Genomic DNA, 13,001 nt, shown 5'->3' with positions numbered 1-13,001 from the left:
GTCGCCGGTGGCCGGCTCTACGTCACGGACGCGGGGGCGAATCGCGTGGTCGTGTTCGACACCGGAGGCGCAACGGTCGCCGCGTGGGGGGACACGACGCTGGAGCTCCGGCGCCCCATGCACATCACGCGCGGGACGGACGGCTTGCTGTACGTCGCGGAGTACCTCGCCGACCGAGTGACGGTGCTTGATACGAGTGGTCGTGTGGTGCGCCGTGTGGGCGGCAGCTCGGGGCCGCGACCCGGCGAGCTTGACGCCCCAGCCGGAGCGGTGGCCCAGGGGGACACGGTCTTCGTGGCCGACTTCTTCAATCATCGCGTCCAGGCCTTCGACCCTGGCCGGGTACGCGTCGTCGGTCGGCCCGGTCGCGCCGGCGCGGCGCGCCTGCACTACCCGACGGACGTGGCGCTCGAGGACTCGCTGCTCTACGTCGCCGACGCGTACAACAACCGCGTGCAGGTGTTTGGCCGCGGCGGCGAGTACGTGCGCAGGTGGGGCGGACCGCTCGGCATCGGTCTCCCGGGACGCCTCAAGGGGTGGTTCCGCGTCGCCACTGGTGTCGAGGTCACGGGCGGCAGGGTCTACGTGGCTGATTTCTACAACGACCGCGTGCAGATCTTCACGCGCGAGGGTCACTACCTCGGTCAGATGGCCGACTCGCTCGAGCGGCCCACGGACCTCGCCGTCGCGGAGGATGGCGCGCTGTACGTCGTTGCGTTCGGTGGCAAGCGCGTGGTGCGACTCCGGCGGCGCGGTTGGTAGGCCCGGAGAGACTCGCGCCTCACGAGGTCGGCGTCCGGCGCATGCCGGGGGAAGTTCCGGCGCCGCGGCCGCCGCCGCGCGAACTCCGGAACCCGCTCGCGCTTTACCTGGGGAACACTCCGGAGGCCCCGATGACGTGCGTGCTCGGTCGCGAGCCGGTACTGTCCCTCTGCCTGGCGGCAGCTCTCGTCGCGCTTCCTGCGCGCCCCGTCCTGCCACAGGACTTCGACCTGGGCCGCGCCGCGATCAACGATACGACCGTCTTCGCGCCGTTCATGGTGGCGAACACCGTGCGCCTTCGCGATGCCTTGGACGATCACACGGTGGACGAGGACACGCCGGTCCTCGTCTTCGACACCCGAGCCGGTCCGCTCGCCCTGATCACGGCGCAGATGACCTACCACCACGTCGCCCAGGGCGAGATCGCGGGCGAGCCCTGGATGGTGTCGTTCTGACCCGTCTGCAATACGGGGGTCAGGTTGACTCCCATCGTGGACCAGAGGCTGCTGCACTTCGAGTTCGCCGGACTCTACGACGGCGTCTCGATTCTTCGCGACCGCGAGACGCGCTCGCTCTGGCATCACGTCACCGGCAGCTGCCTCTACGGGCCGCTGAAGGGTCGGCGCCTGGGGTCCCCGGGCAACCTCCTGCACACGACGGCACGCGAAGCGCTTGCCGCGAACCCCGACGTCCGCGTGGCCGTCTCGGATCGGCCGGTGCGCCAGCCGAGCCGGTGGGCGCCACTCGCCGAGCGAGTACCCGTCCTCGGGCCGATCTTCCTGCGCACCATGAGCCGGGAGGACACCCGTCGTCCGACGATGGATGTCGGCCTCGGCGTGTGGATCGACTCGACCGCTCGCTACTACCCGCTCGAAACCATTCGGGCCGCGGGGAACGTGCTCGTGGACACCCTCGCCGGCAGGCGCCTACTCGTGTTCTTCGACGCGGGAGCGGGCGCTCCCGCCGCGATCTTCACGATGGCCACGGCCGCCCACTGGAGCGCGGATACGCTGCGCCTCGACACCGGCGACGCCTTCCGAGGAGGAGTGGTCGCCGACGCCCTCGGCCGGCGACGGCGCGCCGAACGGCCCTTGCAACTGTTCACGCGGTGGTACGGGTTCGCGCTGATGTTCCCCGGCACCACTACCTTTGAGGATCATCAGCGATAGGGCGCCCTGGCCGTGCGGTGCGGCAGTTGGAACGCCCGGTTCCCAGGGTCCCCGCAATGCTCCGTGGACTCCTTCACGAAGCGGTCGTACGTCAGCGCGCCGTTCCAGACAGGTGCGAATGCCCAGGTCACTTGATCCCCTTTGGCCGTGGTGATGACCTTCGTTATGGTACTTGCGGATACCAAGACGCGGTATCCACCGCGTGTTCCCGCTCCCGCCGGCGTGCCGGAGATTGCTGGTTGCGGTGCTGTCCGCCCTGCTCGGGGCGGTTATCACGCTGTCCACGGTACGGCGACTCACCGGCTGAGTTGGCGGCCCGGCGGGACATCGCAGGCCTCCGGGGAACCTGGAAGCCGGCGGCCGCATTCTGGAGGAGTATGCCCGATACGCTCGAGACGCTCCGCTCCGCCCTGACCGCCGAGTACAACGTGCTCGGCGAGGTCGGCCGTGGCGGCATGGCCACGGTCTACCTGGGGCTGCAGCGGAAGCCGAGCCGTAAAGTCGCGATCAAGGTCATGGATCCGGCGGTTCCGAGCCCGACCACGCGGGAGCGCTTCCGCCGGGAGATCGAGCTGGCCGGCCAGCTCTCGCACCCCCACATCGTGCCGATCTTCGCGGCGGGCGAGGCTGGGGACCTCCTCTACTACGTGATGCCCTACATCGAGGGCGAGGCGCTCCGGGCGCGTCTGGAGCGCGAGCCCAAACTCACCCTCGGCGAGATCCTGCACTTCACCCGCGACGCGGCCGACGCGCTGGCGTACGCCCACGCCCACGGCATCATCCACCGCGACATCAAGCCGGAGAACATCCTCATCTCCGAGGGCCACACCCTGGTGGCGGACTTCGGCCTCGCCCGCGCGTGCGACGCGTGTGGGTTCGAGAAGCTCACCATGCCCGACAAGGTCATGGGTACCCCGGGCTACATGAGCCCCGAGCAGGCCATGGGGAGCGCCAAGTTGGACGAGCGCACCGACATCTACAGTCTGGGCTGCGTGCTCTACGAGATGCTGGTGGGCGAGCCGCCGGCGAGTTGGCCCGATCGCTCCTCCAGCAGAAGCGGCCGCTTGACGGACACGCCTCCGGAGCATCGGCGCTCGCTCGACCTGGCGCCCCGCGAGCTCGAGCGGGTGCTGGCCAAGGCGTTGGCGAAGGAGCCGGAGGATCGGTTCGCCACGGCCGCCGAGTTCCACGAGGCGCTGGAAGACCTGAGCGCAGGTCGACCGGCGGCCCGGCCGCGGCGTTTTTGGCGCGTGGCGGTCGCGGTTGCGGCCGTGGTGGTCGCGCTGGCCGCGGCGGTGGCCCTCATCCTGCGCGGCTAGTCTGCCCGCGCGCCCGGGCCCCGGCTTGCCGGCCCGGCGGGTCGCACGCCAATCTTCACCCGTGCGCGAAGCCAGACGAGACAAGCGGCAGCGGCTGGTGGACGCGGCCGCGCGGCTGATTCACCGCCGGGGACTCGAGGCCACTACGCTGGCCCAGGTGGCGGAGGCCTCCGGCGTGCCCCTCGGCAACGTCTACTACTACTACAGGACGAAGGACCAGCTAACCGAGGCCGTGATCGACGCGCGACTGGAGGCGATCGAAGCCGCGATCGCCACGGCCGAAACGGCGGCCGGGCCGGCCGAGCGGGTGGCCCGCCTGCTCGAGGTGTTTGGTGAGCAGGCGGCGGCCGTGACGCGCTACGGCTGCCCGTTCGGTGTGCTGGCCGGCGAGTTGGAGCGCCGAGGCGGGCCGCTCGCGACCCGGGGCTCCCGGCTCCTCAGGCGCCAGCTGGACTGGTTGGCGGGCCAGTACCGCGCCATGGGCCTCACGTCGGCGGGGGCCCGGCGGCAGGCCGTGGCCCTGCTGGCGGCGAAGCAGGGGGCGGCGCAGATCGCGCAGGGCCTGCGCGACCCCGGCGTACTGCGGGAACGGATGCGGGCGCTGGCGGCGGAGGTGCGCGGGGGACGGGAACCAAAGCGAGTGGTGGCGCGTTAAGAGGGAGTAAGTTATCCAACTGACTTATTCCAGGAGACCCGCCATGTCGTTCCCGGTCCACACTCTCGCCACGGCCCCGGAGGCATCCCGCCCGCTCCTCGAGGCCGCCCGTCAAACCTACGGGTTCGTCCCGAACTTGCTCGGCGTACTCGCCGAGTCCCCGGCGGCGCTCGGAGCCTATCTGGGCATCGCCGGCGCGCTCGACCGGGCCCGGCTCACTCCGGCTGAGCAGCAGATAATCGCTATCGCCGTAAGCGCCGAAAACGGCTGCCCCTACTGCGTCGCAGCCCACTCCACAATCGCCGCCATGGTGAAGGCTCCCACGGCCGCGGTGGACGCCGCGCGAAAGCGACTGCCCGTGGACGACCGGAAGCTCGAAGCGTTGCGCCGGTTCGCCGTCGCGGTGGTGCGCGCGCGCGGACGCTTGAACGACGGCGACCTCAAGACGTTCCAGGAGGCCGGATACGACCGGGGCCACGCGCTCGACGTGTTCGCGCTCGTCGCGCTCAAGACGCTCAGCAACTACGTGAACCACCTGGCCGATACGCCGCTTGACGACGCCTTCGCGCCGCAACGCTGGGACCTGTCGGTCGGGGCCTGAGTCGCGCCACGTAACGCGGAGGGGGCGCCGAGCGGCCTCCGGCGCGACCGACGGCCTGACGGCGGCGCCGAGCCGCCGCAGATCTGGCGAGGCGGCCCCGACGTTTTGTCAACTATTTGTGAGGCGGCCAGCCGTGGCATTCATCCCGTACGCACCCGACGAGCAAGTGCCAGCCGACGATCGCGTCCCGGACCAGGACAACATCCTGCGGATCCACGGGGTTCATTCGCGGGTCATGCGCCATCACTACGAGCTCTACGTAGAGCTGATGCGCGGACCGGGCCCGCTGACGCGCATCCAGCGGGAGATGCTCGCCGTCGTGGTATCGGCCGCGAACCACTGTCACTATTGAATACAGCATCACGGAGCGGGTCTCCGTCAGCTGCTGAGTCTCGCCGGCCGGTCGGCCGTGGCCGCGGCGGTGTTCGCTGATTCCCTGATCCGGGACTGGCGCTCGCTCGATCTCGGACCCGCCGACCGCGCGATGCTGGACTACGCCGTGCGACTCACCACCGAGCCGAGCAGCATCTCGGCCGCGGATGTAGCGCGCCTGAGCGACGTGGGCTTCGACGACCGGGCCATCCACGACATTTGCGCGGTGACGGCGTACTACGCTTTCGTGAACCGCGTTGCCGACGGACTTGGCGTCGAGCTCGAGCCGCGCTTCGAGTGAACAGGAAGCACGAAGGGCGCCGCACCGCGACGCCCCTCGCCTAACTCCCCGCGCACGAGCGGCGCTACTTCCGCGCCGCCTCCGCCGCGAACAGCTTGGCGTACCGCTTGGCCTCGCGCGCCCGCCACGCCCCGCGGTGGTACGCGTACCCCGCGATCAGCGGGAGGGCGACCGTGGCCTCCGCGAAGACCATCTGCTCCTCGCCCAGCTGCACCTTGCCCCACGAGTTGGCCTCGCGAAGTGTGGAGCCCGAGAGGGCGCCGTCGCGCTCGTCGGCCACGGTGATCTGCACCGCGTACCGGTGCATCTCGGCGTCGTGGCCCAGGATCTCCGCCGCCACGACGATGTCCTGCGCGAAGTTCTTCGGCACGCCGCCACCCACCATGAAGAGCCCGGTCGCGCCGGCGGCCAGCTTGACTTGCGTCAGCTCGCGGAAGTCCGCGGCCGAGTCGAGGGCGATGTAGCCGTCCGGATGCTGGACCTGATGGTAGACCAGGCCGAATCCGGCCGAGCAGTCGGAGAACGCGGGGACGAAGATCGGCACCTCGGCCCGGTACGCGGCCAGGACGATGGACTTAGAGTCCGGCCGGTTGACGGCGAGCCAGGCGCCCATCTCACGGATGAACTCGCGCGAGCTGACAGCCCGCGGGCCGCCGTTCTCCAGCATGGCGTCCGCGATCTTCGCGATCGTCATGTCGCACTCGCGGAGGTTGTCCTCGTCGATGTACGTGTCGTAGATGCGGTCGATCGCGTTGCGCCGCAGCATGTCGTCGTCGGCGCGGGTGTCGCCCCGGTAGTGCTTGAAGCCCAGGCCCTCGAAGAAGTCCTGGTCCACGATGTTGGCGCCGGTGGCGACGACGGCGTCGGCCATCCGGTTCTCGACCAGGTCGATGAAGACCTGTCTGAGGCCGGCGGAGACGAGCGAGCCCGCCATGCACACGATGGTCGAGCAGTCCTTGTCGGCCAGCATGCGGTCGAAGATCCGCGCGGCGCGGCCGAGGTTGCGCGACTGGAAGGCCATGTCCGCCATGGCGTCCACCAGGGGCCGGACGTCGTGCTGCTTGATGTCGATATGCACGACGGGCGCGTTCAGCAGGTCGGCTTTGGTCGGTTCGTCCATTGGGCAACCCCGAAAGAAAACGCCACCCTGTCCCCGGCTACGGCCCCACAACTCGGGGACCGCCATCGCCAAGGCGGGTGGCTATGTCTACACACAACTTAACCGGACGCGACGGTCGGTGCAACGGTTCCCTCGCGGCTGAAGCCGCGGCTCGGCAAAGGGCTGTCGCTAAAGCGACGCGCGCCGCTTCAGCGGCAGGCGCCGAGCCGCGACTTCAGTCGCGAGCCTCGACCTCCGTCCCGAGCCGCCGGCCGAGCGCTGCCGTGTACTTGTTGATCGTGGCGGTCTGGTCCATCAAGCGGGTCATGAGCCGGAAGATCGGGTTGTCCACCTCACCCGCCTCCGTGATCGTGAGCCGCGTACCGCCGTCGGTCGGCCCCAGCTCGAAGGTCCACGACCCTCGGAAGCCCGCGTTGGTGGAGTGCACCTCGCGCTTCATCCGCCGCGGTGGGTCCCACTCGGCCGTTTCCATGTCCGCCGTGAAGCCGCCGAAGTTCTCGTGCCAGGCGGGGTGCCCGTTGATGTCGGCGATGCGCTCGGAGCTCTTGATCTCGGCGAACCACTGCGGCACTGCGGCGAAGTCTGTGATGGTGGCCCACACCTCGTCCGGCGGCTTGTCGATGCGAACGGTCCGGGTGGCTACGTGGCCCTTGGGCAGGAACAGGCCGACGACGGCGGCGACGATGACCAGCGCTACCAGCGCCCCGAGAACCATCAGCGCCCATTTCATGACCGGCTCCGAAGTTGTCCGGCCGAATTATATGTCTCACCGACGCAATGACGCGAGCACGCGACCCAGCGCCCCGCCGCCGGCGGCCAGCGGCGGCGGCGTCTGGCCGCGGGCGAGCGCCTGGAGCATGGCGTCCACTTCGCCGCGGGAGACCGTTCGAGGAGCGCCACCGAGTCCCAGCGGTACCCGCACAAAGACCGCTTCTCCGGTCGTCCCGACACCCACCACAGCCGACATCTCGAGGCTGCCGTTGAAGGCCCGGATGTCCAGGACCCACGGGCCGGCGTCGCCCCACGTCTTGTCGAGCGCGAAGACGCCGGTCTGGCTGGTCGAGCGATACGAGAGCGTCACCGAACGACGGGCGCCGTTCACCAGGCTTTCGGCGGTGCCGCGCATGATGAGCTGCGCCGGCGTGGCGTGATGGTAGGTGCGCACGACCAGGTAGGCGCCCCGCGTTTCCGGGTCGATCCGGTTGGCCGGGAGCTCGATGGAGATCCACGGCGCGCCGGCGACGAGCGGAGTAGCCGCGGTGAGTGCGATGAGCGTGGCGAGCAGGCGGGCTTGGGGTCTCATGATTCGTTCCTCCGTCCGGGTGGCGATGGCTGACGGAGGTATGATGCCGGGAGGCGCCCCCGCGTTTAGTGCGCCGGGTCGAGCCGGTACACGCTCCCATTGGCAGAGAGGACATAGAGCTCGCCCGCGGCATCCTCGCCGAAGGAGAGCACGGCGCCCACGCCCGGCACGTTCCACGAGCGGCGGTCCGTGGCCGCGCCGTCAACGTAGCGGAAGCTGCGCAGCCAGCCGGTGCAGTAGTCGCTGTAGAAGTAGTGCCCGGCAATCGTCGGGATGCGTGAGCCGCGGTACACGTAGCCGCCGGTTATCGAGCAGCCCTGCGAGTGGTCATACTCGAGCACCGGCGCCACGAGGCCGCCGCGGAGACAGACGGGTATCAGGAAGCAGTGCGCCCCCTCGGCGGTGCGCCAGCCGTAGTTGAGGCCTGCTTGGGTTGCGGGCGCGACATTAACTTCCTCCCACCGGTTCTGCCCCACGTCCGCGATGTAGAGCAGCCCGGTTGTTCGATCGAACGCGAAACGCCACGGGTTGCGCAGGCCGAGCGCCCAAATCTCTCCCCTGTCTCCCCTCTCTCCCCTCTCTCCCCTAACTCCCCTGTCTCCCCTTCTGTTGAAAGCATTCCCCGGCGGCACCGCGTACGGCTCTGAATGGTCCACGTCGAGGCGCAGCAACTTGCCGAGGAGGGTCGAGCGCTTCTGACCGTTACCGAACGGGTCGCCGGCGGACCCACCGTCGCCCATGCCCACGTACAGCATTCCGTCGGGACCGAACATCACGAGCCCGCCGTTGTGGTTCGCGAAGGGCTGCTCCACGCCCAGGACGAGGGCGGCTGAGGAGGGGTCCGCGGAGTCGGCGTCGGGGCGCGCCGTGTAACGCTCGATCCGGGTGTCGCCATGCCGGTCGGTGTAGTTCACATAGAACCGGCCGTTGGTCCGGTACTGGGGGTGGAAGGCGACGGAAAGCAGCCCGCGCTCGCCACCGCTCCCGACCCGATCGGTGATGTCGAGGAACGGCGCGGGGAGGAGCCGTCCGTCCTTCACGATCCGGATGCGGCCGGGCTGCTCGACCACGAAGAGCCGCCGGTCGCCGACGGGCGCGGTGAGGTAGAGCGGGTTGTCGAGCCCGCCGGCGACCTGGGTCAGCGTCAGGCCTTGCCAGGGGCGCGAGCCGGCTGCGACGTCCTGCGACTTCACTTTCGCGCCTGCCGCACCCGCGAGCAGGAGCGCCGCCAGCGCGCTGGCGTACCGGCGCGTCATCGTCTCACCACGCCGTGAGTTTCAGCCACAGCCGCCACAGTGTCTTGCCCCAATCCGACGTGATGGGGATCGAGCCCGGCAGCGTCTCCCACCAGAGCCGCAGGGCGGCGTGGTCGAGGCGGAGCGCTGCTTCGCGCGTGACGCCTTGCGGCGGTGGCGACAGCGAGGCGAGGCGGTCGTACACCTCGGCGCGCCGCGAGGCATCCACTCGCGAGATGAGGTGCCAGAGCGTGATGGCGTCGCTGGCGTGCGCCTCGCGCAGCACGATCGCGAGCGCCGAATCGCCGCCCTGCTCGAAGTCGAACGCGATCAGCGCGCGGCGGAGCGCCTCCGGCGCGTCGTCGGCGAACGGTGTTCCCACTCCCAGGCCCGTCCGGGTGATAGACCGCATGCCGGCGGGAACGAGCGATTCCCTTCCGCCCTCCTCGAAGCTGACCCAGCCGAGCGTCACGTGCAACACGCTGTTCCCGTACTCGTCCACGGTGAGATCGTAAGCGCAGCCGAGGTCCACTGCGAGCGCCGAGGGCGTCTCGACGAAGAACAGGCGCGGCGGTGCCGAGATGCGGGCGTGGATCGTTCCGCGCTCGAGCGCGAGGCGGTGCAGGGTGGCGCGAGCCGTGACCAGTCGCACGCGGGTGTTGGGCTCGATCTCGACCTCACCGATGTTCGCGACCCTGAGGGTCGCGCGCGAGGTGTCGTCGGTGTTGAGCGATTCGCCGACGCGGTACACGCGGCTTGGAGCGCCGGAGACGCCGGCAAGGTGCCAGGTGGACTGGGTGCGTCGGACCGCGGCGAAGCCGGCGATGCCGGCCGCCAGCAAGGCCATGGAGGCGGCGATCCGCATGGATCCAGTCCGCCACCCCCTGCGACGCGCAGCCAGGCGCGGCTTGATGTCCGGCCAGAAGTCGGCCGGCGGCTCGATGGAGCGCGGCAGCGCATCCAGCGCCCGCTTCAGCTCGAAGTCGTCGTGGCTCTTCATCGGTTCAACGCCTCCCGGAGCAGCCGGCGCGCGCGGAAGAGGTGCGCCTTGGACGTCCCTTCCGCGATGCCCAGCATCTCCGCGATCTCCTGGTGTTGGTAACCCTCGATGTCGTGCAATACGAGCACCTGTCGCGCGCCGGGCGGTAGCGCGTCCACCGCCGCCTCGAGGTCCATGCGGAGCGCGGGGGAGCTGTCGCGGGCCGCTCCCCCGCCTTCCGGCGCGTCGGTTTCGGCGAGAAAACGCGCGTCGCGTCGCCGTGCGGTGCGCAGCTCCATCAGCACGACGTTCACGGCGAGCCGGTGGAGCCAGGTCGAAAAGGCGCTCTCGCCCCGGAAGGACGGCAGCGTTTCCCACGCTCGGACGAAGACGTCCTGGGTGCGCTCGCGCGCTTCCACCGCGTTCGCCGTTAGGCGGAGGCACACGGCATAGACCCGGCCCGCGTGCTCGCGATAGAGTTGCTCGAAGGCAGACTCGTCGCCGGCCTGGGCGCGGCGAACGGCGTCGGTCACGACCGCCCTGGGCCGCTCGAGGAGGACCGCGGTGCTCGGCACACCGGTACGATGCCGGGCGGCAAGGAAAGGTTTACTTGAGCAGCAGCTTCGCGATGGTCTGGAGCTGCATGTTGCTGGTGCCTTCGTAGATGGTGCCGATCTTGGCGTCGCGATAGAACTTCTCGACCGGGTACTCCTTGGTGTAGCCGTACCCGCCGAAGAGCTCCACGCACAGCGACGTCACCCGCTCGGCGACCTGCGAGGAGAAGAGCTTCGCCATCGCGGCCTGCTGCGTGAACGGATGCCCCGCGTCCTTGAGGCGTGCGGCGTTGTAGACCATCAGGCGCGCCGCCTCCAGCTCGGTGGCCGCCTGGGCGAGTTGGAACTGGACGGCCTGGAACTCGGCGATCGGCTTGCCGAACTGTTGGCGCTCCTTGACGTACGACGTGGCCGCGGCGAGCGCGCCGCCCGCCACCCCGATCATCTGCGCGCCGATCCCGATCCGGCCCTCGTTCAGCGTCTCGATCGAGACCTTGTAGCCCTTGCCCACCTCGCCGAGGACGTTCGCGTCCGGAACTTCGCAGTCGTCGAGGATCAGCTCGGTGGTGCTCGAGGCGCGAATGCCGAGCTTGTCCTCCTTCTTGCCGACCGCGAAGCCGTGGAAGGACCGCTCGATCAGGAACGCGGTGATGCCCTTGTAGCCCTTGGCAGTATCGACGCTCGCGAACACGACGTACAGCGACGCCTCGGCGCCGTTCGTTATCCACAGCTTGCGGCCGTTCAGCACCCAGCGGTCGCCGCGCTTCTCGGCCCGCGTGGCCAGGCCGAACGCGTCCGAGCCGGAGCCCGCCTCGGAGAGCGCGTACGCGCCAACCCATTCGGCGGCGAGTTTCGGCGCGTAACGCGCCTTCTGCTCGTCGTTCCCCCAGCGGAGAAGACAGTTGTTCACGAGAGTGTTCTGGACGTCCACCAGGATCGCGGTCGCGGCATCCACGTGCGACAGCTCCTCCACCGCGAGCGCCGCCATGAAGAACGAGCCCCCGGCGCCGCCCAACGGGTCCGGGATCTCGATCCCCATGAGGCCCATCTCGAACACCCGGGGGATGAGCGACGGCTCGAGGGCGCCCGCCTCGTCCATTGCGTGAACCAGCGGCTTGACCTGCTCTTCGGCGAAGTCGCGCACCGCTCCCTGGAACATCGCTTCTTCTTCGGAGAGGACGGTGAGGGGGAGCGCGGCGGTCTGGGTGGTCGTCATGGCCAGAAGCTACTGGCGCGGCGATGCGGGTACAACTCAAGGGCTACATCCCGTTCGCGATGGACAACGTTCCCGTCGGCGCCGCGCGGTTCAAGGTGATGAGGACCGGTGCCTGCTGGTCGCGCGCCTGGTCCTGCGCCGCCGCGAAGCCGCCTGCGATGAGCTGAGCGGTGGCTTGGAGCTGAACGCTCTCGAGCTGCCGGGTCTCGGCCGGGCCGAGGAGGGCGTGCCACCGTGCCGCTGTGATCTAAACCATTGAATTGCAGTGTGTTATCGCATGGTGGCTGAGGCTGGGAACTGGCTGTTTTCTGGACGCTCGGCGATTTCCGGACAGCGGCGAGCCTAATAGGTGGTCCAGGTGTCCACCCATCCGTTCCTGATGGGTACCATGGCGTTCAAGGAGCTGATGGAAGCCCGGGTATAGCAATAGGTCCACCGGATTATCCGAGTGCCGCCGCGGCGCAGCTGGTTCACGGGCACGCTGCCCGGGCTGACGCTGTTGTTGAGACCGGTGATCACCATGCCGTGGACGACGTAGTCCGCCTGCGGAGCGCCGGCCGGCGGTCCTATCGTGCCGCCGGCGACGATGATCCCGTCCCAATGGGCTTGGTCCGACAGGTAGACGTTGCCGGTCACGACGAGCATACCGCGAAGCCCCGCGGCCGTACTCCAGGACCCGCTGGGGTTGCCGGGGATGGTGGCGTTGCCGATCACGTAGCCAACGTTGTACGTCGAGGCGCCATATGCCGGCAAGCTTGCGCCGGGGATGGCGTAGTCTGGGACGAAGTTGCCCGCCAGGAGCGAGGGCCAATCTATGCGCGTGGAGTCGATCACTGCGCTCTCACTGGCGAGGAGGTTGACGCCGTCGACCCCGCCCCCCGAACCCTCGCCCACGGGGTCGCTGCCGCCACCCTGCGAGTAGGTCGGTGTCGAGACGGCGAAGGTGTCGGCGGCGTCGCCCCCCGGCGGGACACACCCCGCGACGCTGGTGCCAAGGTCATCGCCCGAGAGCGGGTTCGCCCCGCTCGCGATCACCTGGGTGCCGTTGGCGCTGACCAGCGCGGCGCGGGCCGGGAGGAGTCCCAGGTTGAGCTGGGCCAGCTGCGCCACCACCCTCTTGCCCTGGGTCTGGCCGCCCAGGCGCGGGTCGGTTGAGTAGCCGCTGGAGCGGATGACCCAGACCGCCATGGAGGAACCGGTCGCGGGCCGCAGCCGCTGGGCGACCACGTCCGAGTACCCGTCACTGACGGTGTAGCGGACCGAGTCGTAGGTGGTGGTCGAGCCGATCCCCCGGTTGGCGGCCAGGTAGCTTTGGAGTCCTGCCTGGGCCAGCGACAAGGCCCGCGCGCCGGCGAGCGAGTTGTCCGTGGTGCGGTGTTCCGCCGAGACGAGGATGAACGCCGCGGTCAGCATCA

At 69.4% G+C, this 13,001-nt stretch carries 17 protein-coding genes and 1 pseudogene; 9 read left to right on the top strand and 9 right to left on the bottom strand.

Going from position 1 to position 13,001, the window contains the following annotated elements; translation table 11 throughout:
- From Q8Q85_06505 to Q8Q85_06495, 3 genes and pseudogenes are all read left to right on the top strand, one after another.
- Positions 1 to 762, top strand: a 762-nt coding sequence (locus Q8Q85_06505) for a hypothetical protein (GenBank protein MDP3773902.1), incomplete at its 5' end; no start/stop codon positions are given.
- 131 nt (positions 763 to 893) lie between these two features.
- Positions 894 to 1,217, top strand: a complete 324-nt coding sequence (locus tag Q8Q85_06500) for a hypothetical protein (protein MDP3773901.1) — start codon at positions 894 to 896, stop codon at positions 1,215 to 1,217.
- Positions 1,218 to 1,229: 12 nt separating this feature from the next.
- A pseudogene (locus tag Q8Q85_06495) lies at positions 1,230 to 1,931 on the top strand (DUF3179 domain-containing (seleno)protein).
- Here Q8Q85_06495 and Q8Q85_06490 read toward each other — a convergent pair.
- A complete protein-coding gene (locus Q8Q85_06490) occupies positions 1,922 to 2,062 on the bottom strand; it encodes a hypothetical protein (GenBank protein MDP3773900.1) in 141 nt (46 codons plus the stop codon). The pseudogene Q8Q85_06495 and the gene Q8Q85_06490 sit on opposite strands and share 10 nt — an antisense overlap.
- A gap of 246 nt (positions 2,063 to 2,308) precedes the next feature.
- Between Q8Q85_06490 and Q8Q85_06485 the strand changes: the two genes are divergently transcribed.
- The 5 genes from Q8Q85_06485 to Q8Q85_06465 all read left to right on the top strand — a co-directional run bounded on the left by Q8Q85_06485 (position 2,309) and on the right by Q8Q85_06465 (position 5,179).
- On the top strand, positions 2,309 to 3,250 hold the full coding sequence (locus tag Q8Q85_06485; protein ID MDP3773899.1) for a serine/threonine-protein kinase: 942 nt from the start codon (positions 2,309 to 2,311) through the stop codon (positions 3,248 to 3,250).
- A 61-nt stretch (positions 3,251 to 3,311) separates the two neighbouring features.
- Complete coding sequence (locus tag Q8Q85_06480) at positions 3,312 to 3,905, top strand: helix-turn-helix domain-containing protein (protein ID MDP3773898.1); 594 nt, start codon at positions 3,312 to 3,314, stop codon at positions 3,903 to 3,905.
- Positions 3,906 to 3,948: 43 nt separating this feature from the next.
- Positions 3,949 to 4,506 (top strand): carboxymuconolactone decarboxylase family protein, encoded by a 558-nt coding sequence (locus Q8Q85_06475; protein MDP3773897.1) that lies wholly within the window; start codon positions 3,949 to 3,951, stop codon positions 4,504 to 4,506.
- A 133-nt stretch (positions 4,507 to 4,639) separates the two neighbouring features.
- A complete protein-coding gene (locus Q8Q85_06470; GenBank protein MDP3773896.1) occupies positions 4,640 to 4,858 on the top strand; it encodes a carboxymuconolactone decarboxylase family protein in 219 nt (72 codons plus the stop codon).
- Between the two features lie 57 nt (positions 4,859 to 4,915).
- On the top strand, positions 4,916 to 5,179 hold the full coding sequence (locus Q8Q85_06465) for a hypothetical protein (protein MDP3773895.1): 264 nt from the start codon (positions 4,916 to 4,918) through the stop codon (positions 5,177 to 5,179).
- Between the two features lie 64 nt (positions 5,180 to 5,243).
- On the opposite strand, the gene Q8Q85_06460 is transcribed toward Q8Q85_06465, so the two are convergent.
- The 7 genes from Q8Q85_06460 to Q8Q85_06430 form a co-directional block, all read right to left on the bottom strand.
- Positions 5,244 to 6,299, bottom strand: a complete 1,056-nt coding sequence (locus tag Q8Q85_06460; GenBank protein ID MDP3773894.1) for a deoxyhypusine synthase — start codon at positions 6,297 to 6,299, stop codon at positions 5,244 to 5,246.
- Between the two features lie 214 nt (positions 6,300 to 6,513).
- Complete coding sequence (locus Q8Q85_06455; protein MDP3773893.1) at positions 6,514 to 7,029, bottom strand: SRPBCC family protein; 516 nt, start codon at positions 7,027 to 7,029, stop codon at positions 6,514 to 6,516.
- A 36-nt stretch (positions 7,030 to 7,065) separates the two neighbouring features.
- Positions 7,066 to 7,602, bottom strand: a complete 537-nt coding sequence (locus tag Q8Q85_06450; protein MDP3773892.1) for a hypothetical protein — start codon at positions 7,600 to 7,602, stop codon at positions 7,066 to 7,068.
- A 65-nt stretch (positions 7,603 to 7,667) separates the two neighbouring features.
- Positions 7,668 to 8,858 carry a PQQ-dependent sugar dehydrogenase gene (locus Q8Q85_06445; protein MDP3773891.1) on the bottom strand — a complete coding sequence of 397 codons (1,191 nt, stop codon included), beginning with the start codon at positions 8,856 to 8,858 and terminating at the stop codon, positions 7,668 to 7,670.
- A gap of 4 nt (positions 8,859 to 8,862) precedes the next feature.
- Positions 8,863 to 9,837 carry a FecR domain-containing protein gene (locus Q8Q85_06440; GenBank protein MDP3773890.1) on the bottom strand — a complete coding sequence of 325 codons (975 nt, stop codon included), beginning with the start codon at positions 9,835 to 9,837 and terminating at the stop codon, positions 8,863 to 8,865.
- Positions 9,834 to 10,391: a sigma-70 family RNA polymerase sigma factor gene (locus Q8Q85_06435; protein MDP3773889.1), complete on the bottom strand. Its 558-nt coding sequence runs from the start codon at positions 10,389 to 10,391 to the stop codon at positions 9,834 to 9,836. Before Q8Q85_06435 ends, Q8Q85_06440 begins: the two co-directional genes overlap by 4 nt.
- 31 nt (positions 10,392 to 10,422) lie before the next feature.
- Positions 10,423 to 11,586 carry an acyl-CoA dehydrogenase gene (locus Q8Q85_06430; protein ID MDP3773888.1) on the bottom strand — a complete coding sequence of 388 codons (1,164 nt, stop codon included), beginning with the start codon at positions 11,584 to 11,586 and terminating at the stop codon, positions 10,423 to 10,425.
- A gap of 23 nt (positions 11,587 to 11,609) precedes the next feature.
- On the opposite strand from Q8Q85_06430, the gene Q8Q85_06425 reads away from it, so the two are divergent.
- The gene (locus tag Q8Q85_06425; protein ID MDP3773887.1) at positions 11,610 to 11,753 is read left to right on the top strand and encodes a hypothetical protein; all 144 of its coding nucleotides are present in this window, start codon (positions 11,610 to 11,612) and stop codon (positions 11,751 to 11,753) included.
- A 175-nt stretch (positions 11,754 to 11,928) separates the two neighbouring features.
- On the opposite strand, the gene Q8Q85_06420 is transcribed toward Q8Q85_06425, so the two are convergent.
- A partial coding sequence (locus Q8Q85_06420) for a hypothetical protein (protein ID MDP3773886.1) occupies positions 11,929 to 13,001 on the bottom strand: 1,073 nt, incomplete at its 5' end.

It is taken from the genome of Gemmatimonadales bacterium (assembly GCA_030697825.1).
Taxonomy (GTDB): Bacteria; Gemmatimonadota; Gemmatimonadetes; order Gemmatimonadales; family JACORV01; genus JACORV01.
This window is presented reverse-complemented; position numbering and strand designations above follow the sequence as displayed.

Excerpts from the sequence above, each read along its gene's own strand:
- Q8Q85_06500 (MDP3773901.1), top strand. The coding sequence starts at position 894 with ATGACGTGCGTGCTCGGTCGCGAGCCGGTACTGTCCCTCTGCCTGGCG.
- Q8Q85_06450 (MDP3773892.1), bottom strand. The coding sequence starts at position 7,602 with ATGAGACCCCAAGCCCGCCTGCTCGCCACGCTCATCGCACTCACCGCG.
- Q8Q85_06445 (MDP3773891.1), bottom strand. The coding sequence starts at position 8,858 with ATGACGCGCCGGTACGCCAGCGCGCTGGCGGCGCTCCTGCTCGCGGGT.
- Q8Q85_06455 (MDP3773893.1), bottom strand. The coding sequence starts at position 7,029 with ATGAAATGGGCGCTGATGGTTCTCGGGGCGCTGGTAGCGCTGGTCATC.
- Q8Q85_06485 (MDP3773899.1), top strand. The coding sequence starts at position 2,309 with ATGCCCGATACGCTCGAGACGCTCCGCTCCGCCCTGACCGCCGAGTAC.
- Q8Q85_06440 (MDP3773890.1), bottom strand. The coding sequence starts at position 9,837 with ATGAAGAGCCACGACGACTTCGAGCTGAAGCGGGCGCTGGATGCGCTG.
- Q8Q85_06460 (MDP3773894.1), bottom strand. The coding sequence starts at position 6,299 with ATGGACGAACCGACCAAAGCCGACCTGCTGAACGCGCCCGTCGTGCAT.
- Q8Q85_06425 (MDP3773887.1), top strand. The coding sequence starts at position 11,610 with ATGCGGGTACAACTCAAGGGCTACATCCCGTTCGCGATGGACAACGTT.
- Q8Q85_06430 (MDP3773888.1), bottom strand. The coding sequence starts at position 11,586 with ATGACGACCACCCAGACCGCCGCGCTCCCCCTCACCGTCCTCTCCGAA.
- Q8Q85_06475 (MDP3773897.1), top strand. The coding sequence starts at position 3,949 with ATGTCGTTCCCGGTCCACACTCTCGCCACGGCCCCGGAGGCATCCCGC.